This is a genomic window from Methylocystis sp. Se48 (assembly GCF_056269425.1).
On the sequence record NZ_CM149850.1, the window covers coordinates 2,071,602 to 2,089,147 of the forward strand.

At 64.7% G+C, this 17,546-nt stretch carries 15 protein-coding genes; 5 read left to right on the plus strand and 10 right to left on the minus strand.

Annotated elements, in window-relative coordinates; translation table 11 throughout:
• Nucleotides 1–59: 59 nt before the first annotated feature.
• A complete protein-coding gene (gene uvrB, locus ACV959_RS10240; protein ID WP_475736506.1) occupies nt 60–2,621 on the minus strand; it encodes an excinuclease ABC subunit UvrB in 2,562 nt (853 codons plus the stop codon).
• A 155-nt stretch (nt 2,622–2,776) separates the two neighbouring features.
• On the opposite strand from uvrB, the gene ACV959_RS10245 reads away from it, so the two are divergent.
• The gene (locus ACV959_RS10245) at nt 2,777–3,064 is read left to right on the plus strand and encodes a hypothetical protein (RefSeq protein ID WP_475736507.1); all 288 of its coding nucleotides are present in this window, start codon (nt 2,777–2,779) and stop codon (nt 3,062–3,064) included.
• On the opposite strand, the gene ACV959_RS10250 is transcribed toward ACV959_RS10245, so the two are convergent.
• The gene (locus ACV959_RS10250; RefSeq protein ID WP_475736508.1) at nt 3,041–3,646 is read right to left on the minus strand and encodes a hypothetical protein; all 606 of its coding nucleotides are present in this window, start codon (nt 3,644–3,646) and stop codon (nt 3,041–3,043) included. The two genes, ACV959_RS10245 and ACV959_RS10250, sit on opposite strands and share 24 nt — an antisense overlap.
• A gap of 126 nt (nt 3,647–3,772) precedes the next feature.
• Nucleotides 3,773–5,656, minus strand: coding sequence for an ABCB family ABC transporter ATP-binding protein/permease (locus ACV959_RS10255; RefSeq protein ID WP_475736509.1), 1,884 nt, complete (start codon nt 5,654–5,656; stop codon nt 3,773–3,775).
• A gap of 127 nt (nt 5,657–5,783) precedes the next feature.
• Between ACV959_RS10255 and ACV959_RS10260 the strand changes: the two genes are divergently transcribed.
• Nucleotides 5,784–6,380 carry an LOG family protein gene (locus ACV959_RS10260; protein WP_475736510.1) on the plus strand — a complete coding sequence of 199 codons (597 nt, stop codon included), beginning with the start codon at nt 5,784–5,786 and terminating at the stop codon, nt 6,378–6,380.
• Between the two features lie 50 nt (nt 6,381–6,430).
• On the opposite strand, the gene cimA is transcribed toward ACV959_RS10260, so the two are convergent.
• From cimA to cysS, 4 genes are all read right to left on the minus strand, one after another.
• Nucleotides 6,431–8,077, minus strand: coding sequence for a citramalate synthase (gene cimA / locus ACV959_RS10265; protein ID WP_475736511.1), 1,647 nt, complete (start codon nt 8,075–8,077; stop codon nt 6,431–6,433).
• Nucleotides 8,077–8,586: a GNAT family N-acetyltransferase gene (locus tag ACV959_RS10270; protein ID WP_475736512.1), complete on the minus strand. Its 510-nt coding sequence runs from the start codon at nt 8,584–8,586 to the stop codon at nt 8,077–8,079. Before ACV959_RS10270 ends, cimA begins: the two co-directional genes overlap by 1 nt.
• Before the next feature lie 2 nt (nt 8,587–8,588).
• On the minus strand, nt 8,589–8,723 hold the full coding sequence (locus tag ACV959_RS10275; RefSeq protein ID WP_475736513.1) for a hypothetical protein: 135 nt from the start codon (nt 8,721–8,723) through the stop codon (nt 8,589–8,591).
• A gap of 191 nt (nt 8,724–8,914) precedes the next feature.
• The gene (gene cysS, locus ACV959_RS10280; RefSeq protein ID WP_475736514.1) at nt 8,915–10,321 is read right to left on the minus strand and encodes a cysteine--tRNA ligase; all 1,407 of its coding nucleotides are present in this window, start codon (nt 10,319–10,321) and stop codon (nt 8,915–8,917) included.
• A gap of 284 nt (nt 10,322–10,605) precedes the next feature.
• Here cysS and ACV959_RS10285 point away from each other — a divergent pair, with 284 nt between their 5' ends.
• On the plus strand, nt 10,606–10,944 hold the full coding sequence (locus ACV959_RS10285) for a hypothetical protein (protein ID WP_475736515.1): 339 nt from the start codon (nt 10,606–10,608) through the stop codon (nt 10,942–10,944).
• Between the two features lie 4 nt (nt 10,945–10,948).
• Here the strand turns inward: ACV959_RS10285 and ACV959_RS10290 are convergent, their stop codons facing one another.
• Nucleotides 10,949–11,476 (minus strand): CreA family protein, encoded by a 528-nt coding sequence (locus ACV959_RS10290; RefSeq protein WP_475736516.1) that lies wholly within the window; start codon nt 11,474–11,476, stop codon nt 10,949–10,951.
• Between the two features lie 288 nt (nt 11,477–11,764).
• On the opposite strand from ACV959_RS10290, the gene ACV959_RS10295 reads away from it, so the two are divergent.
• Both ACV959_RS10295 and cysD read left to right on the plus strand, forming a co-directional pair.
• On the plus strand, nt 11,765–12,919 hold the full coding sequence (locus ACV959_RS10295) for a DUF2865 domain-containing protein (protein ID WP_475736517.1): 1,155 nt from the start codon (nt 11,765–11,767) through the stop codon (nt 12,917–12,919).
• Nucleotides 12,920–13,046: 127 nt separating this feature from the next.
• On the plus strand, nt 13,047–13,952 hold the full coding sequence (cysD, locus tag ACV959_RS10300) for a sulfate adenylyltransferase subunit CysD (protein ID WP_475736518.1): 906 nt from the start codon (nt 13,047–13,049) through the stop codon (nt 13,950–13,952).
• Between the two features lie 230 nt (nt 13,953–14,182).
• Here cysD and cckA read toward each other — a convergent pair whose 3' ends face one another.
• Nucleotides 14,183–16,696 carry a cell cycle histidine kinase CckA gene (gene cckA / locus ACV959_RS10305; protein WP_475736519.1) on the minus strand — a complete coding sequence of 838 codons (2,514 nt, stop codon included), beginning with the start codon at nt 16,694–16,696 and terminating at the stop codon, nt 14,183–14,185.
• 321 nt (nt 16,697–17,017) lie between these two features.
• Entirely contained in the window at nt 17,018–17,188 is a 171-nt protein-coding gene (locus ACV959_RS10310; protein ID WP_475736520.1) for a hypothetical protein, read from the minus strand.
• Nucleotides 17,189–17,546 lie beyond the last annotated feature (358 nt).

Consider the following 17,546-nt stretch of genomic DNA (forward strand, 5'->3'; position numbering starts at 1 on the left):
TTAAGACGGGAGGCCCGCAGCTGGCGGTAGCGTCTGGCGTGTCGTGGCATTGAAAACGCCTATTTCGGCTTCCCCTTCACCGTCCGCGTCCCCGGCTTGCCGCCAGACGACCGCCCCGCCGGGCGCGCCGGCAGGGTTCGGCCGAGCGGGCGCGCTTCCCCGCCGCCGAAATTATGCGGGCCCATGTCGGCGTCGGTCGGCTTGCGCACGCGGGTGGAGAGCGTTCCCTCGGGCTCGTGGCCCTTGTGACGCGAAGCCTCCCGCGCCCGTTGCAAGCGCTCCAGCGGCGGCAGGTCGCCGAGCAGCTCCATCTTCTGCAGGCGCTGGATTTCGTCGCGCAGCCGCGCCGCCTCCTCGAAGGCGAGATCGGCGGCCGCCTCCTTCATGCGCTTTTCGAGATCGGCGATGGTCGTCGCGAGATTGTGGCCGGGCGCGAGGTCATAACCTGTATCGACTGTCACATGGTCCTGCTCGGCGACGGAGCCGAGAATGTCGGCGATGCCGCGCTTGATCGAGGCCGGCGTGACGCCGTGCTCCTTGTTGTAGGCCATCTGCTTGGCGCGGCGGCGCTCCGTCTCGTCCATGGCGCGTTTCATCGAGCCGGTGATCTGGTCGGCGTAGAGGATGACCCGCCCGTCGACATTGCGCGCGGCGCGGCCGATGGTCTGCACCAGCGAGGTCTCGCTGCGCAGAAAACCTTCCTTGTCCGCGTCGAGAATGGCGACGAGGCCGCACTCCGGAATATCGAGGCCCTCGCGCAGCAGGTTGATGCCCACCAGCGCGTCGAAGGCGCCCAGCCGCAGGTCGCGGATGATCTCGATGCGCTCCAGCGTGTCGATGTCGCTGTGCATGTAGCGCACGCGCACGCCGTTTTCGTGCAGATATTCCGTGAGGTCTTCGGCCATGCGTTTGGTGAGCACGGTGATGAGCGTGCGATAGCCGATGTCCGACGTGGCGCGCACTTCGTCCAGAAGATCGTCTACCTGCGTCCGCGCCGGACGCACTTCCACCGGCGGATCGATAAGCCCCGTGGGGCGAATGACCTGCTCGACGAAGACGCCGCCTGTCTGCTCCAGCTCCCAATTGCCGGGCGTCGCCGAGACGCACACCGTCTGCGGCCGCATCGCGTCCCATTCCTCGAAGCGCAAGGGGCGATTGTCCATGCATGACGGAAGACGGAAACCGTATTCGGCCAGCGTCGCCTTGCGGCGGAAGTCGCCGCGATACATGCCGCCGATCTGCGGGATCGAGACATGGCTTTCGTCCGCGAAGACCAGCGCGTTGTCGGGCAGATATTCAAAGAGCGTCGGCGGCGGCTCGCCCGGCTTGCGGCCGGTGAGATAGCGCGAATAATTCTCGATGCCCGCGCAGGAGCCCGTCGCCTCCATCATCTCAATGTCGAAGCGCGTGCGCTGTTCGAGCCTTTGCGCTTCGAGCAGACGGCCCGAACGGTTCAACTCGTCGAGCCGCTGCTTCAGCTCCTCCTTGATCGCCTTGATGGATTGCAGCAGCGTCGGGCGCGGCGTGACATAATGCGAATTGGCGTAGACCTTCACGAATTCGAGATCGACCGTCTTCTTGCCGGTGAGCGGATCGAATTCGGAGATCGACTCCACTTCGTCGCCGAAGAAGGAAATGCGCCAGGCGCGGTCCTCATAGTGGGCCGGGAAAATATCGACCGTATCGCCCCGCACGCGGAACGCGCCCCGCGTAAAATCTGCCTGCACGCGGCGGTAATGCAGCGCGACAAGGTCGGTCACCAACTGCCGCTGCTCCAGCTTCTCGCCGAGCTGCACGGAGAAGGTCATGGCCGTATAGGTCTCGACCGAGCCGATGCCGTAGATGCAGGAGACGGAGGCGACGATGATGACGTCGTCGCGCTCGAGCAGCGCGCGCGTCGCGGCGTGGCGCATGCGGTCGATCTGCTCGTTCACGCTCGACTCTTTCTCGATATAGGTGTCGGAGCGCGGCACATAGGCCTCAGGCTGGTAGTAGTCGTAATAGGAGACAAAATATTCGACGGCGTTGTTGGGGAAGAAGCTCTTGAATTCGCCGTAAAGCTGCGCCGCGAGCGTCTTGTTGGGCGCGAGGATCAGCGCCGGGCGCTGGGTGGCCGCGATGACGCTCGCCATTGTGAAGGTCTTGCCCGAGCCGGTGACTCCGAGCAGCACCTGATCGCGCTCATTGGCCTCGATTCCCTTCACCAGCTCCGCGATCGCCGCCGGCTGGTCGCCCCTGGGCGTGTAATCCGAGACAAGCTCGAATTTGACGCCGCCCTCGGATTTTTCCGGCCGCTCCGGCCGGTGCGGAACCCAGGGCTTTTTGTCGCGCAGGTTCGGATCGCCAAGCCGCAGGAGTTCGGCGAGCGAATCGGCCGTCGCCTGCACGCCGCCGCCCTGCGGCGGGAGGTCGCCAAGAATCCACTTCTGGACCTCTTCCTCTTCCAGCGGCGCGCCATCCGCGCCGTAAGCCGTCTGTCCCGCGTCCTCGAAACCCGGCGCCAGCGCGGGATTGAGAAGCTGCGCGAGATACGGCGCAAGCGGCGCCAGCTCGGGCTTCGCCGCCTTGGCGCGGGTGGGGCGCGCGGGGTCTTTCGTCGGTTTGTCCGGGGATTTGGCCATGGCGGCATTATGGGGGGCGATCGGGGCGGAGAAAAGCGGCAAGCTTGACGCCCCTCGCGGCCCCGAAATCGGGAAAGCCGACCGCCCCGCCCGGCCTTTGCATTTCTGTCGCATTTAGCGCAGACTTGGCGTCCTGTCGCGGGAGACTCACTCGGATGACCGACAAGCCGGGACTCACTACGCTCTTTACCGACGCGCTTGCCCTGAGCATGACGGCGAACGCCGTCATCGCGGTCCGGCTGACGAAAATGGCCTTCGGCGTCGTGGACCCGAAGAGAGAGGGAAATCTGATGGTCGCGGAGAAGATCGACGCGGCGGCCGAGGCGACTTTCGCCGCCGCCCGCGCGATCGTGACCGGCGAGCCGCATCACGCCGCCGGTCGCGCGGTTCGGGTCTACAAAAAGCGCGTCGACCGCAACCTACGTCGACTGACGCGCGGTTGACGCTTCCGGCGCCGGTCCGGGCCGGGTCTGCGGCGACTTTTTCGACGAACCGCCGCGCCGCCAGAGGCCAATCCCGGCAAAAGCCGCCGCCGCCAGCGCGCCGCCGGCCATGAGCCAGTCCGAGGAATCGCCGACTGTGAAGCGGTATTGGCCGACATATTCCTTCTTGCCGTCGTCGCTCGTCGCCCGGACAACGGCAATATAGGCCCCCTCGCCCGTGAAGTCGTGCCTGAGGCTCGTCGTGCCACGCTGCTCCAGATATTTCTTCGCCGGGAATGCCGCGACCATGTTGGCGTCGAGATCGTCGCGCCAGTCCTTCTGCCCGACGTCCCTGACGAGGCGCACCTCGATGTTCATGTCGCGCAGCTCATTGCTGCGGGCGTCGAGGATGATCAATGTCGGGCCAAGGGCGGGAATGCTCTGGCAGAAGATTTCGTCGGTCCTGTTTTCCTGAAAGGCGCTGAACATCATCTGCGTCGGGCCGACGCTCATGACGCAAAAGCGCGGGTGCTCGGCCTTGATCTGGGCCTGCGCGGAAGACGCGGCGCAAATGGCCGCCGCGAGAACGAGTTTTTTCAGCATCAGACGCTCCCGAGCGAAAGGCATCCGGATCGCCGCGATGGATGCGAAGCCTCAGGGTGCGCCGGTATTTGATCTGAAGCAAAGAACGATCTTCGCCAAAGGGCGGGCGAAATCGGTCAACCCGCCCTACTCCGCCTCCTCCCGCTCGGCTTCCAGAAGCTTCGCCCGCGCCTCCGCCGCCTCGCGCTGACGGTTCCACATGTCGGCGTAATGACCGCCGAGCGCGAGAAGCTCCGAATGGCGGCCGCGCTCGATGATGCGGCCGTGGTCGAGGAACAGGATTTCGTCGGCGTCCACCACGGTGGACAGGCGGTGCGCGATGACGAGCGTCGTGCGCCCCTTCGCGACGCGGCGCAGCGCCTCCTGAATCTCATGCTCGGTGAAACTGTCGAGCGCGGAGGTCGCCTCGTCGAGGATGAGAATTGGCGGTCCCTTGAGGATCGTCCGGGCGATGGCGACGCGCTGCTTTTCGCCGCCCGACAGCTTTAGTCCGCGCTCGCCGACCTGCGCAGCATAGCCGCCCGGCACGCGCTGGATGAATCCGTCGATCTGCGCCAATTGCGCCGCCTCCCGAACTTCCTCATCGGTCGCGTCCCAGCGGCCGTAACGAATGTTGTAGCCGATCGTGTCGTTGAACAGCACCGTATCCTGCGGCACCATGCCGATCGCCGCGCGCAGGCTCGTCTGCGTCACGTCGAGAATGTTCTGTCCGTCGATCAGGATGCGTCCGCCCTGCGGCTCGTAAAAGCGGAACATCAGCCGCGAGATGGTGGATTTGCCCGCGCCCGATGGACCCACGATCGCAATGGTCTGGCCGGGCCGCGCCTCGAAGCTTACGCCCTTGAGGATTTCCCGCTCCTTCTCATAGTGGAAATGCACGTCCTCGAAGACGATGCGCCCTTCGCGCACGATGAGCGCCGGCGCGCCGGGCTTGTCGGAGATCTCCGGGTTTTGCGACAGGATGCCGAACATCGTTTCGATGTCGATGATCGCCTGCCGCACCTCGCGATAGAAGGTGCCCATGAAATTCAGCGGCTGCGCGAGCTGGATCATCATGGCGTTGATGAGCACGAAATCGCCGATCGTGTTGCGCCCGTCGCGAATGCCGTAGACGCACATCGCCATCATCGTCGTCACGCCGATGATGTAGATCACCGTCTGGCCCGCGTTGAGGATGGCGAGCGAGACGTAGGAATGCGTCGAGGCCTTTTCATAGAAGGCCATTGACTTGTCATAACGCTCGGCCTCGCGCGACTCGGCGGAGAAATATTTCACCGTTTCGTAATTGAGCAGGCTGTCGATCGCCTTCTGGTTCGCATCGGTATCGCTCTCGTTCATCTTGCGGCGGATAGCGATGCGCCAGTTGGTGGCGAGCGTCGTATAGGCGAAATAGGCGGCGAGCGTCAGGATCAGCACGAGCCCGTAGCGCCAGTCGAACTGGTAGACAAAAACGCCCAGCACGAGCGCCATCTCGATCGCCGTCGGAGCGCCGGTGGACATGACGAGTCTCGCCAGAGTCTCGATCGCGTTACGGCCGCGCTCCAGCACGCGCGTGAGCCCGCCGGTCTTTCGGCTGATGTGGAATCGCAGCGACAATTCGTGCATATGGACGAAAAGGTCGGTTGCGAGCCGGCGCACAGCGTGCATCGCCACCGCGGCGAATACGCCATCCCGCGTCTGCATCAGGATGACGGCGACGATGCGGATCACGCCCATGAGCAGGGTGAAGCCGACCGCGCCGAGGCCGAGCGCCGGAATCGCGTTCGCGCCCTCTTCCGCCAGCGCATCCGTCGCCCATTTGAAAGCGTAGGGCGTCATCGCGTTGAAGAGCTTGCTCACGAAGAGAAGCAGGAAGACGACGGCGACGCGCCGCTCCAGATCGCGACGCCCGCGCGGCCAGATATAGGGCCACAGGCGGCGAATCGTCATGAGCAGCGAGGCTTCCGAAAGGGATGCGTCTTGCGGGCCGGGCGCGAGGGCGCCCGAGTCGCGTTGGCCAATTCTCAACATCGGGGGTCCGGTGACAACTGAAAGGGCGCCTCGGCGAAAGAGGCCTGAGCGTCATATAAGACTTTTAGCGTCTTCGCGCACCCCGCCTGACGGCCGGGCCGGAGGAGCCAGTTTACGGATGAGGGTTATGCAGAAAATCAAGAATATTTGTGTCTACTGCGGTTCCGCCGAGGGAGACGATCCCCGCTACGCGGCGGCCGCGGCGACTTTCGGACGCGCGCTGGCGGAGGCCGGCGTCGGCCTCGTCTTCGGTGGCGGCTCCTGCGGACTGATGGGCGTCGCCGCGCGCGCGACGCTCGATGCGGGCGGCCGGGTGACGGGCATCATTCCCGGTTTCCTCGACGATCGGGAAATCGCGCAGCAAGGATTGAGCGAGCTCATCGTCGTCGACGACATGCACACGCGCAAGCGGCTCATGTTTGAGAAGTCCGACGCCTTCGTCGCCCTGCCCGGCGGCGTCGGCACGCTCGAGGAACTCACCGAACAGCTCACCTGGATTCAGCTCGGCCGCCACACGAAGCCGCTCGTCATCGCAGACATCGGCGGATTCTGGCGCCCGCTGCTGACGCTCTTCGCGCATATGCACAATTCGGGCTTCATCCGCGAGGGCTATGAAGTGCGCTACATGGTCGCCGAACGCGTCGAGGATATTCTGCCAATGATCCTCTCCACCGCGCGCAGAACGCCGGAAGTCGCCGGAATGGCGGTGACGGAGCGGATGTGATCAAACCTCCCGAGCCCTCCCCCGTCGACACGGGAGAGGGACGGGACCGATCAAAAAATCCCGCGAAGCGGATCGTGCCTTGCCGGCGTATATTTGTCCTCGTCCGCGCGCGCGCCTGACACCAGCAGCTTGTAATTGATCGCGTCGACGATCGCCTCGAATGAGGCGTCGATGACGTTCGCGGACACGCCCACGGTCGACCAGCGATTCCCTTCTCCGTCCGCGCATTCCACCAGCACGCGCGTCACCGCGTCCGTGCCGCCCTGGAAGACGCGCACGCGGTAATCCACGAGCCTCACGTCGTCGATGAATTTCTGATACGCGCCCAAATCCTTGCGCAGCGCGAGATCGAGGGCGTTAACCGGGCCGTTGCCTTCGGCGGCGGAAATGCGGCTTTCGCCATGCACGGCGATCTTGACGATCGCCTCGGCGCCGCGATCCTCGAATCCGTTGCGCGCGAAGCGGCGGTCGACCGCCACGCTGTAGCGCTCGATGTCGAAGAAATGCGGAACCTCGCCAAGGACGCGCTTCGCCAGCAGATAAAAAGAGGCGTCGGCGCCCTCATAGGCGTAACCCTGCGCCTCCTTCTCCTTCACTTCGTCGAGGAGACGCCCGAGGCGCGGATCGTCCCGGTCGAGCGTGACGCCAAGGCGCGCCAGCTCCGAAAGGATGTTGGAGCGCCCCGCCTGATCCGACACGAGGACGCGCCGCTGATTGCCGACCGTCTCCGGCGGCACATGCTCATAAGTGCGCGGATCCGTTAGCACGGCGGACGCATGGATGCCCGCTTTCGTCGCGAAGGCGCTGGCGCCGACGTAGGGCGCATGACGGTTCGGCGCGCGATTGAGCAATTCGTCGAGCGAATGGCTGATGCGCGTCAGATGCGTCAACTTCTCGCGCGTTACGCCGATCTCGTAGCGCGCCGCGAACTCTTCCTTGAGCAGCAGCGTCGGGATGATCGTCGTGAGATTTGCGTTGCCGCAGCGCTCGCCGAGCCCGTTGAGCGTGCCCTGAATCTGGCGCGCGCCGGCGCGCACGGCGGCGAGGGAGTTCGCCACCGCCTGCCCCGTGTCGTCATGGCAATGCACACCGACATGCGCGCCGGGAATATGTTTCACCACGTCAGCGACGATCCGCTCGATCTCGTGCGGCAGCGTCCCGCCATTGGTGTCGCAAAGCACCACCCAGCGCGCGCCCGCGTCATAGGCCGCCTTCGCGCAGGCGAGCGCATAGCCGGGATTGTCCTTGTAGCCGTCGAAGAAGTGCTCGCAATCGACCGCCGCCTCCTTCCGCCTGAGAACCGCGGCCTTTACGGATTGCGTAATGCCCTCGAGATTGTCCTCTTCCGTGGAGCGTAAGGCGACCTTGACCTGATAATCCCAGCTCTTGGCGACGAAGGTCACGGCGTCGGCCGCGCTGTCGAGCAGCGCCGCGACCCCCGGATCGTTCTCGACAGAGCGTCCCTGCCGCCGCGTCATGCCAAAAGCGGAGAAACGCGCGCGGATCTCGGGGCGCTGCGCGAAAAATTCCGTATCGAGCGGATTGGCGCCGGGATAGCCGCCCTCGACATAATCAATTCCCAGATCGTCGAGCATGGCGGCGATCTGCCGCTTGTCGTCGAGCGAGAAATCGACGCCCGTCGTCTGCGCGCCGTCGCGTAGCGTGGTGTCGTAGAGCGTGACGCGTTCCCTGGTCATCAATGCGGCCCCGAGGCGGCGGTCGCCGCCAGTTCCTTGGTCATCGTCGTGTTGCCGAGCCATTCGCCGGCGATCGACACCGTGTTGCGGCTTTGCGCGACATAGCCGCGCGCCGCGAAGAAATCGCGCGCGGCGTCAGAGGCGTCGACGCTCAGTTTCCTAGCCCCGCGCGCGGATGCGAGTTTCTCGATCGCGTCAGCGAGCGCGCTGCCCACGCCCTGACGCGCGAGATCAGGCCGCACGTAAAGCATGTCGAACAGCTTGTTGTCCTTGAGCGAGGCGAAGCCCGCGATCTCTCCGCCGACCAGCGCGACGATGGTGAGCGCGCCCGAAAGCCGCGCGACGAAGACCTCCGCATCGTCGGCAGCCGACGCCCAGGCTTCGCGCTGATCCTCGCTGTAATCGTCGGCCGCGAGTTCATCGACGCTCGCGCGAAACAGCGCGGCGAGTGCGGGCGCGTCGCTCGGCAGGAATGGCCGGAGACCGGGCGAGACCCCGCGCTGCGCCATGGTCAGACCATCCCGAAGGCGCGCAGAAGATGCCAGGTGATGAAGGCCGCCGCCGCGAGCACCAGCACCTTGAACAGGAGATAGACCGCCCAATGGCGCTTGAATGGCAGCGTCTTTTTCCAGTCGTCATTGGACATGGCTCGCTCCTTTTATCCTAACCGCGGCGCCCGCCCGTAACGGGGAGGGACAGGGCTGCGTCGGCGGCGCCGATCACCTCGAAGATTCGAAACCGGATCGGCGTTTCGGCATGAACGCAACGCTGCGGGCTTGGCGCCCTCCCCTTCGCGGGGCGGGCGGGGCGCGAAGCGCGACCAGTGGGGCGCCGCGATCACCGCTTCACCTCCCATGTCGTCGTGCCGTCTTTATTGTCCTTGAGCGCAATGCCCATTGCCGCGAGTTCATCGCGGATGCGGTCGGACTCGGCCCAGTTCTTCGCGGCGCGAGCGGCGAGGCGTTGTTGAATCGCGTTGTTCGCGCTAATCTCCTGAGGCGAAAGTTCGAGCATTTTGGCGTCAGCCCCCCGGACTAAAAAGCTCGTAGAGGCGACGTCTAGGACATATATCTTTGATGCGCCCAAGCCGAGCAGGTTCAGAGAGGCCCGAAGCTTTGCTGCGTCTCCGCTAGCGCGAAGTCTATGCAATTCTGCGATTGCTTCGGTAGTATTCAAATCGTCGCACAGCGCTTCGAGAACGCCTGACGCTGGCGCCGCAACTTCTTCACAGGGCGTGTAAAACTTTGCCCAATCGCTGAGGACGGCCTCCGCCTCCTCCAGCGCCTTCACGGTCCAGTCGATCGGCTGCCGGTAATGCGTCCTCAACATCGCAAGGCGCAGCGCCTCGCCGGGCCATTTCCGTCCCCCGAATTTCTCCGTGTGGAGCAACTCGTGAATCGTCACGAAATTCCCCAGGCTCTTGGACATCTTCTCGCCCTCGACCTGAAGAAAGCCGTTGTGCATCCAGTAATTCGCCATCACGTCGCGCCCGAAGGCGCAGCAGCTTTGCGCGATTTCGTTTTCGTGATGCGGGAAGACGAGGTCGATGCCGCCGCCATGTATGTCGAAGGTCTCGCCGAGATGCGTCCAGCTCATCGCTGAACATTCGATGTGCCAGCCGGGGCGGCCCCTGCCCCACGGGCTGTCCCAGCCGGGCTCGCCCTCCTTCGACGGCTTCCAGAGCACGAAATCCATGTCGCCGCGCTTATAGGGCGCAACGTCGACGCGCGCGCCGGCGATCATCTCGTCGAGCGAGCGGCGCGACAGGCGCCCGTAGGCCGGCATGGAGGGCACATCGAACAGAACGTGGCCGTCGGCGGCGTAGGCGTGGCCCGCGGCGATGAGCTTCTCGATGATCGCAATCATCTGCGCGATATGTTCCGTCGCGCGCGGCTGCACGGTCGGCTCGAGACAGCCAAGAGCGCGCACGTCCTCCTGAAAGACGCGGTTGGTCTCCTCCGTCAGTTCGCGAATCGTGATCCCGCGCTCGGCGGCGCGGGCGTTGATCTTGTCGTCGACGTCAGTGATGTTGCGGACATAGGTCACATGCTCCGGCCCGTAGAGATGGCGTAGCAGGCGATACAGCACGTCGAAGACAATGATCGGACGGGCGTTGCCGATGTGGGCGAAATCGTAGACTGTCGGCCCGCAGACGTACATGCGCACATTCGCGGGATCGAGAGGCGCAAAGACCTCTTTCGTTCGCGTCAGCGTGTTGTAAATCCTGAGAACGGGCGTCGACATGAAAACCTCTGTGGCCAGCGGGGCCGGCGCGTTTCATGTCGTGATTTCAGACGTGACGGCTCCGGCCAGCGCTGGTCGCTAGCTGATGATGATCCGGCCGCAAATTCGGCGTTCGCGCGTCATGCGCAGACCATGCGCCCGAAAGCGCCGCCGCGTCAAGCGCGCTGTTGCGACGCCGCATTTTTGGCGGGATCATGGCGACTTAACGCATATTTTACTGCGCGCCGCTACCTCTTCCATCAACCGCCGCCGCGTCTGGCGGCGCTGGGGAGCGGGCGCCGCCGATGTTCATTCTCTCGTCGCAAAACGAAAAATCTCTGTGGCCGCGCATCGCCTTCCCGCTCGTCGCAGGGCTCCTTGCTTCCGCCGCTTACCACTCCAACGCGCAGGCCGCCGCCTCGACCGCCTATGTGGTGTCGGATCAGGATGGCTATGGCGTGCTGGAATGCCTGACGCAGAAGTCGGATTGCGGCAAGATCGTCGCCGACGCCTGGTGCGAGTCGCATGGCCACGGGCCCGCGCGCGCCTACGGCCGCGCCGAAGACGTCACCGCCTCGATTGCGACCGACGCGCCGCGCCAACCTGTTCAGCCCGACGCGGCTGTCGTCTCCTGCGCGGATTAAAGCGCTACTTCAACCAGTCTGCGCATTTTGGGGGTTCGGTCCCGCCCCAGGGCTGGATCGCCACGGTCGCGGTGGAGTTCTCCGGCGACCCCTCGATCAGCTTGTCCGAATAGACCATGTAAACCAGCATGTTGCGCTTCGTGTCGCAGCCGCGGGCGATGTGCATCTGCTTGAAGAACAACGACCGGCGTTCACTCACGACAAGATCGCCCTGAGCAAATTTGGCGCCCTCCTTGCGCAGCTTGATCGGCCCATACTGGCTGCAGGCGAGCGATACTTCCGATGTCTGTTCGGCGACGCCGAACATGCCCGCGACGCCGCCCTTCTCATGCGCCGTATAGGTGCAGGCGACGCCGTCGATCAGCGGGTCGTCGACGACATAGGTCGCCAGTTTGTCGTTTGGCGTCAACAGCTTGAAGTCGGTCGACTTGCGGAAGACGAGGTCCGGCCCCTCCTGCGCGAGCGATGGCGTCGCGGAGATTGCGGCCGCGAAAACGATCGGGAAAACCGAGGCGAATCTGGTTCTCTTCATAAAATGGACCTCCATGGCGTCGCCGCGGGATATGGGCGAAGACCCCACCCGATGGAAGGGCTGGAGAGCGCGTTGCAACAAAAAAAGCCGCGGGCGCCGTTCCCTCCGGCCGGTCGACGCCAGCTGTCGTCCGTCGCCTTTTTGCGGACATGATGCCCGACAAATGTGCCAGTTTGATCCGCGGCCCGAATGGACGAATATGAAGAAACGCCCCGCGTCGCGAATCTGAACGAAGCCGCAGCGTGGTTTAGACGACCCAACGCCCCACGCCGGCAACCGGAGCAGTTGATGAGGCCAAAACTGGCCGTTTCCAGAATATGCGGAGCGGCGCAAATCCTGATGGCTGGAGCGGCGGCGCTCGCCCTGGCGGCCGGATCCGCCGTCGTCGCCGGCCCGGCGAGCGCCGAGAGCGCCTATTGTCAAGGTTTGCGCGCCCAGATCGCCAAGGCGGGAACGGAGGGCCTCGCCGCGCGCTACCGCGCCGCCGCCGCGAAGCAGCGCCAGGAATACGGGCGCCTCGCCGCAAAGGCGCGGACGCTCGGCTGCGACCGCCAGCAGTTTCTGTTTTTCGGCGATCCGCCGCCGCCGCAATGCGACTGGATCAACGCCCGTCTCGCCGCCCTTCAGGGAAGCATCTCCGCCTACGACCAGGGCGCGTCCGATGACAGCCAGCGTCAGGCGCTAATGGCGCGCTACGAGGTGGAGTGCCGGGATCCGCACATCGTTACGCGCGACCAGGCTCCGGGCAATTTCTTCGAGGAGCTATTCGGCGTCCGGCCGCCGAACCCGACGACCGGGCTACGCGAGACGCCGCTCGGACCGCCGGAGAACGAACAGACCGAGACGCTGGAAGACGAAGGAGAGAAGGCCGACGAGCGGCCGCGCGGCGGCTCCATGGCCATATGCGTGCGCGAATGCGACGGCGGATTTTTCCCGATCACCTATTCCGCGCGGAGCGCCGATCTCGACGACCTGAACGCCCTCTGCAAAGCGATGTGCCCCGGCGCCGAGGCGAAACTCTACACGCAATCGCAATGGAAAGGCCTCGAGTCGGCGATTTCAGTCGACGGCGAACCTTACGCCGACCATCCGAACGCCTACAAATTCCAGAAAACTTACGACGCCGCCTGCGGCTGCAAGCCAAAGGACAGGACCTGGGCGGAGACGCTGGCGGAGGCTGAGAGGATTCTGGCCGAGCGCAACAAAAAGGATCAGATGGTGACGGCGGAACAGGCCGAGCAAATGTCGCGGCCGATCGCGCCCGCGGACGCCCGCGCGAAAAAGGCCGCCGGTCAGGCCGACGCGCTCTCACGCTCCGTACAAGACCAGCCGCTGCGGGGCACGGCCGAGGGCGGCGTAACGACCGGACGCGAGATTTTCCGCGACGTCGTCGGGCCTGACGGCGTGAAGCGCCGGGTGCGCGTGGTGGCGCCGACGCTGTAGCGGGGCTTTTGTAACCGCGGGGTGCGGCGCCAAAAATATCAGCAGATCGACGCCGGCGCGCAGGCTGGTCCCTGGCCGCGCCAATCCTACACCTTGCAGTGCAACATGCCACCAAGGAGGAGCGTCTGTGAGGGGAAGCCCGTCTCATCTCGCCTGGCTGGAAGCGGAAGCCATTCACATCCTGCGCGAAGCCGTCGCCGAGTCCGACAATCCCGTCATGCTTTTTTCAGCCGGCAAGGACTCGACCGTGCTGGCCCATCTCGCCGTCAGGGCCTTCTATCCCAGCAAACCGCCCTTCCCGCTCCTTCACATCGATTCGACATGGGAGTTCCGCTCGCTGCTCGAATTCCGCGACGCTTTCGCAAGAGCCCACGGCTTCAAGCTGATCGCCCATGCGAATGAGGAAGGCCGCGCGGCGGGGATGAACCCTTTCGACTACGGCGACCGATATACGCTCGTGATGCGCACCGAGCCGCTGAAGGCCGCGCTCGACATGGGCAAATATGACGTGATTTTCGGCGGCGCCCGCCGCGACGAGGAGCGCTCGCGCGCTAAGGAGCGCGTTGTCTCCGTTCGCGACGAGAAACATGTCTGGGATCCGCGCCAGCAGCGGCCGGAATTCTGGCGCCTTTACAATTTCCGTCTCGGGCGCGGGCAATCCGCGCGCGTCTTCCCGCTCTCCAACTGGACCGAGAACGACATCTGGAGCTACGCGCTGCGTCACGACATCCCGCTCGCGCCGCTGTATTTTGCAGAAACCCGCCCGGTCGTGCGGCGCAAGGGGGCGTTCATCGTCGTCGACGATGAGTCGCGCATGCGCTTCGAACCTGGCGACAAAATCGAAATGCGGAAGGTGCGTTTCCGGACCCTCGGCTGCTGGCCCGTCACCGGCGCGATCGAATCGGAGGCGACGGATATCTCGACCGTGCTGGCCGAAACGCTCGCCTCGAAATCCTCCGAACGTCAGGGGCGGATCAGCGACGGGGAGGACGGCGGATCCCTCGAACAAAAGAAGCGGGAGGGCTATTTCTAGCCCCGCGATCCTACGCGACGCGCGAAGTCTCGGCGGAACCGCCGGGACTGTCGGCCCTGGCGAGCGAACCGCCCGCCGCCAGCGCGAGAAAAACCGTCAGTAGCGCCAATATTCTGCAAGATAATTTCATTATTCCCTCCGGCGCCGCAAAAGCGGCGGACGCCGGCATGGTCGTCAATTCGGATTAACGGCGCAGCTTCAGCAATCGTCGAGAGGCGGCGACGGTCAATTTACCCTAAATGCGCCTTTACCGTCTCGATGAGCTGTTTGATCGAGAACGGCTTCGGCAGAAAGCCGAAGTCGCCATCCGGGAGGTTCTTGGCGAAGGCCTCTTCCGCATAGCCCGAAACGAAGATCACCTTCGCCGTGACGCCGCGTTTGCGTAATTCCGCGAACATGGCCGGTCCGTCCATCTCCGGCATGACAACATCGGAGACGATCAGGTCGATCTTGCCGTCCGCCTCCTCGACGATTTCCAGCGCCTCGAGGCCTGTCGTCGCCTCGAGCACGGTAAAACCGCGCGACTTGAGCGCGCGCGCGCCGATCGAGCGTACGGCGTCTTCGTCCTCAACGAGCAGAATCACGCCCTGCCCCGTATAATCGGCCGCCGCCTTCGGCGCGTCGGCCTCCTTCTGGGGCATCTCCTTTTCTTCCGGCACATAGCGCGGCAGGAAGATGCGGAAGACGGCGCCGCGGCCTAACTCGCTTTCGGCGAAGATGAAGCCGCCGGATTGCTTTACAATGCCGAACACGGTCGAGAGACCGAGGCCTGTGCCCTTGCCGACCTCTTTCGTCGTAAAGAAAGGCTCGAAGATCTTCTCCATGACCTCCGGCGAAATGCCGGCGCCATTGTCCTCGACTTCGACGAGGACGTAATCGGCTGGCGTCAGATGCGGCTCGTTGAAGGACGCGCAATCGTCCTTCGTGACGTTTCGCGTGCGGATCTGCACGCGCCCGCCGGACTCGGGCATGGCGTCCCGCGCATTGACAACGAGGTTGATAATGACCTGCTCGAATTGCGTGATGTCCGCCTTGACGAACCAAAGGTCGCGGCCGTGCCGCAGGTCGAGTTCGTTCTTCTCGCCGACAACGCGACGCAGCAGGATTTGCAGCTCGGAAAGCGCGTCTCCGAGTTGGAGAACCTGCGGCCGCAGGGTCTGCCGCCGCGAAAAGGCCAGAAGCTGGCGGGTGAGGCCGGCGGCCCGATTCGCTGTTTCCTTGATCTGGCGGATGTCCCGGAAGGCCGGATCGGTCGGACGGTGGCTCGACAGCAGGAGATCGGAATAGCCGATGATCGCCGTGAGCATATTATTGAAATCGTGCGCGATGCCGCCGGCGAGTTGCCCCACCGCGTTCATTTTCTGCGACTGTGCGAATTCTTCCTGGAGCTTGCGCTGCTCCGTGGTGTCGAGCGCATAGATCATCGCGCCCTTCTTTCCGGCGTCTTCCGCCGGCGAGACGAAGAATCTCGCTGAACGCGGGCCCCCGCCCTCTTCGAAGGAGACATTGACCGGACGAATGTCGCTCTTGCCCTCGATCGCCTCCTGGATCGCGTTTCTCAACGCCCGAGCGTCCCTCTCTCCGAGGCCCGTGAGGACCGACCATCCCTCCTTCGCCTGCCCGGTCTTGAGCGCCTGCGGCAGCAGTTTGGCGAAGGCGGCGTTGGAATCGAGCACGCGCCCTTCCGCGTCGAGGGTCGCGATGGCCATGGGCGTGGAATTGAAGAAGCGCGCGAAACGCACTTCCGCCGCGCGCAAGTCCTCCTCGGGCTTTTCGCCCGAAGCGCGGTTGAGCACCAGCGTTCGCGACGGTCCGGCGGCGCCGTCCTGGCCGAACGCCACCTGATGAAGCAGGCGCACCGGCAGCGAGCGGCCGTTCTTGCAGCGCAGGTCGAGGTCGATCTGCTCGGTGCGCACCTCGCCGGGCGATCCCGACACGGCGGCGATGAGCGCGGCGCCATTGTTGGCGACGATGGAGGAAAGGCTCGCGCCGCCCGAGCCGACCTGGGTGAGATCATAGCCGAGCCAGCCCGCGAGGGTCTTGTTCATGTAAGAAATGGCGCCGTCGGGAGACGCGGAAAAAAAGCCCGCCGGCGCATGGTCGAGGAAGTCGATCGCGTGCTGAAGCTCCTGGAACACGCCCTCCTGCCGTTGCCGCTCGCCGGTGACGTCGCCGACTTTCCAGAGCGTGGCGCGCGGACCGGCCAGCGGCACGGGACGCACCTTGATCCGGTACCAGGCGACAGGGCCGCCGCCCGTGAGCGGCGGCGACAAGCGCAGGTCCTCCACATGCGGCACGCCGGCCCGCGCCGCCTGCGCCAGCCGGTAAATCGCCTCGGAGACTTCGGGGGGCCCGGAAAAGAGTCGCTCCACCACCTGAAGGCCTGAGGAGTCGCGCGCGCCGCACAGCGCCATATACGCCTCGTTGGCGTAGGCGATCTGCATGTCGCCCCGCGTGACGAGGAGCCCCTCCGTCGAACTGTCGGCGATGAGCTTCGTGACGTCATTTCGCGCGACGCGGCCGGAAAATTGAATGAGCCCCACGGCGTAGGCGAACAGGAAGAAGACGCCCGCCACGCCGAAAAGCGCCAGCGCGAGCATCACGAAGCGCGGCGCCATCGCGGCCGGCGCGAGAAAATAGATTCCCAGAACGGCGACGATCGCCACCGCGAGCGCCAGAACCAGTCCGGCGTTTCCGGGTCTCTCGCCGCGATCCAATGCAGACGACGCCACCCTATCGGTCATTCTGAACGCCCCGCGTGTCGCGCGCCCGCGACCAGGAATTTCGCGAGCGATTCGGACTGCATGCCAGAATATGGTTAATTAAGGCGCGAGTCCCCGACGGCCTCGCGTACTTTCGACTCGTCTAGCCCGGAGGCCGGCGGAATCAGACGGAACAATGGCTGGCCAAAGGGTCGAAGGCAACGGCGCCCATTGGAGGCCTTCCCCGTCGATCTCTCGTTAACCATTCATTAACCTTTTGACTCCGCTTGCCAAGAAAGATGTTAATTTGGCAAGGTTCAGGCGCGTTCGAAGAGAGACCTGCTGTTCATGCAAGATAAATTCTCACAACTGCTCCCGGTTCTGGGAGCAATCGTGGCGTTCCTCATCGCCGCGCTCCTCGTCGTTTACATTTTCCGCCTTCTGTTCGGGCGAAGAATTCGCGCGGCAGGCGCGAAAAAAGGCCCGCGCCGGCTGGACATCGTCGATGTTTTCGATCTCGATCGCGAACGGCAACTTGTGATCGTCCGCCGCGACAACACCGAACATCTCCTCCTCCTCGGCGGGCCCAACGATCTTCTGGTCGAGGCCGCGATTGCGCGCACGGAGACGGCTGTCGCCCGCGCGCCTGAGCCAGAGTCGCGTCCCGCGCAGCAACCGGCGGGCGCCGGCTGGCCGCCTGGTCCCGCGCCTGCCCTGGAGCCGAGCGCGACGCCCCCCGCGCCGGCGCCCAAGCCCGCCCCAACAGGCCCGCTCAACTTGCCGCCGGACCTGTTCGCGCCTGCGCCGGCGAAGCCGATGGAGCCAGCGCCGACGCTCCCCTCGGCGCCGCCGCCCGCGCCTGCGCCTGCCCCGTCGCGCTTGTCGGGGCTGA

Bases quoted from the DNA above. Each gene is read 5' to 3' on its own strand.
- ACV959_RS10275 (WP_475736513.1), bottom strand. From the start codon at position 8,723: ATGTCCAATGACGACTGGAAAAAGACGCTGCCATTCAAGCGCCATTGG.
- ACV959_RS10290 (WP_475736516.1), bottom strand. From the start codon at position 11,476: ATGAAGAGAACCAGATTCGCCTCGGTTTTCCCGATCGTTTTCGCGGCC.
- ACV959_RS10260 (WP_475736510.1), top strand. From the start codon at position 5,784: ATGCAGAAAATCAAGAATATTTGTGTCTACTGCGGTTCCGCCGAGGGA.
- cysS (WP_475736514.1), bottom strand. From the start codon at position 10,321: ATGTCGACGCCCGTTCTCAGGATTTACAACACGCTGACGCGAACGAAA.
- ACV959_RS10270 (WP_475736512.1), bottom strand. From the start codon at position 8,586: ATGGCGCAGCGCGGGGTCTCGCCCGGTCTCCGGCCATTCCTGCCGAGC.
- ACV959_RS10245 (WP_475736507.1), top strand. From the start codon at position 2,777: ATGACCGACAAGCCGGGACTCACTACGCTCTTTACCGACGCGCTTGCC.
- ACV959_RS10255 (WP_475736509.1), bottom strand. From the start codon at position 5,656: ATGTTGAGAATTGGCCAACGCGACTCGGGCGCCCTCGCGCCCGGCCCG.
- cimA (WP_475736511.1), bottom strand. From the start codon at position 8,077: ATGACCAGGGAACGCGTCACGCTCTACGACACCACGCTACGCGACGGC.
- ACV959_RS10295 (WP_475736517.1), top strand. From the start codon at position 11,765: ATGAGGCCAAAACTGGCCGTTTCCAGAATATGCGGAGCGGCGCAAATC.
- uvrB (WP_475736506.1), bottom strand. From the start codon at position 2,621: ATGGCCAAATCCCCGGACAAACCGACGAAAGACCCCGCGCGCCCCACC.
- cckA (WP_475736519.1), bottom strand. From the start codon at position 16,696: ATGACCGATAGGGTGGCGTCGTCTGCATTGGATCGCGGCGAGAGACCC.
- ACV959_RS10250 (WP_475736508.1), bottom strand. From the start codon at position 3,646: ATGCTGAAAAAACTCGTTCTCGCGGCGGCCATTTGCGCCGCGTCTTCC.
- ACV959_RS10285 (WP_475736515.1), top strand. From the start codon at position 10,606: ATGTTCATTCTCTCGTCGCAAAACGAAAAATCTCTGTGGCCGCGCATC.